Source organism: Conexibacter sp. CPCC 206217, from assembly GCF_030646165.1.
Taxonomy (GTDB): domain Bacteria; phylum Actinomycetota; class Thermoleophilia; order Solirubrobacterales; family Solirubrobacteraceae; genus Conexibacter.
Genome location: NZ_JAUTDO010000025.1, coordinates 1 through 1,051 on the forward strand (window position 1 = coordinate 1; position 1,051 = coordinate 1,051).

1 protein-coding gene is annotated in these 1,051 nt (G+C 67.3%); it reads left to right on the top strand.

All coding sequences use genetic code 11. The features are described from left to right. Positions 1–81: 81 nt before the first annotated feature. Positions 82–1,051, top strand: a 970-nt coding sequence (locus tag Q7L65_RS27605; protein WP_304726690.1) for an IS481 family transposase, incomplete at its 3' end; no start/stop codon positions are given.

Genomic DNA, 1,051 nt, shown 5'->3' on the forward strand with positions numbered 1-1,051 from the left:
TGTAGTTCCTAGGCAGGTTGTTCATCCGGTCCTCCTTGGAGGCTGGTGGTTCTCGAGGCCCCAGCTCCAAGGAGAAACCGGATGAGGTTGCACGCTAACGCGGCGCTCAGTCTGAATGGGCGCAGGCGCATGGTCGCGGCGGTGATCGAGCACGACCGGTCGGTCACGGAGGCCGCGGCAGCGGCCGGAGTGAGCGGCCGGACGTGCTCGAAATGGGTCGCGCGCTATCGGGCTGAAGGGGACGCTGGGTTGTGTGATCGCTCCAGCGCGCCCAGGCATGTCCACAACCGCACCGACCCGCGCGTTGAGCAGCTGCTGCGGTCGTTGCGGCGGCTGCGGTTCACCGCACCCGAGCTCGCGGACCTGCTCGACATGCCGTGCTCGACGATCAGCGCGATCCTCAAGCGCAACAGGATGGGCAAGCTCGGACGCCTCGGCTTGGAGCCAGCCGTCCGCTACGAACGGCAGCGGCCAGGCGAGCTGATCCACATCGACGTCAAGAAGCTCGGCCGCATCGAAGGCGGCGCCGGCAAGCGCATCACCGGCAGACACGGCCGCAACGGCCGCCCGTCACGCACCGACGCTGAGGGCCGTCGGCGCAACATCCGCGGCTGGGAAGCCGTCCACATCGCGATCGACGACGCCACACGCCTCGCCTACGCCGAGGTCCTTCCCGACGAGAAAGCGACCACCGCCGCCGGCTTCCTCCAACACGCCGTCGCGTTCTACCGACGCCACGGCATCACCGTCGAGCGGCTCATCACCGACAACGGCTCGCCCTACCGCTCAACGATCCACGCCATCACCTGCCGCACGCTCGGGATCCGCCACCTCCGCACCCGCCCCTACCGGCCCCAGACCAACGGCAAAGCCGAACGCTTCATCCGCACCCTCACCAACGGCTGGGCCTACGGCGCGATCTACGCATCAAGCCAAGAACGCACCGCAGCCCTTGACGGCTGGCTCCACCACTACAACCATCACCGCCAACACCAAGCCATCGGCCGACAAACCCCAGCCAACCGCCTAAACAACCTGCTTGGGACTTACA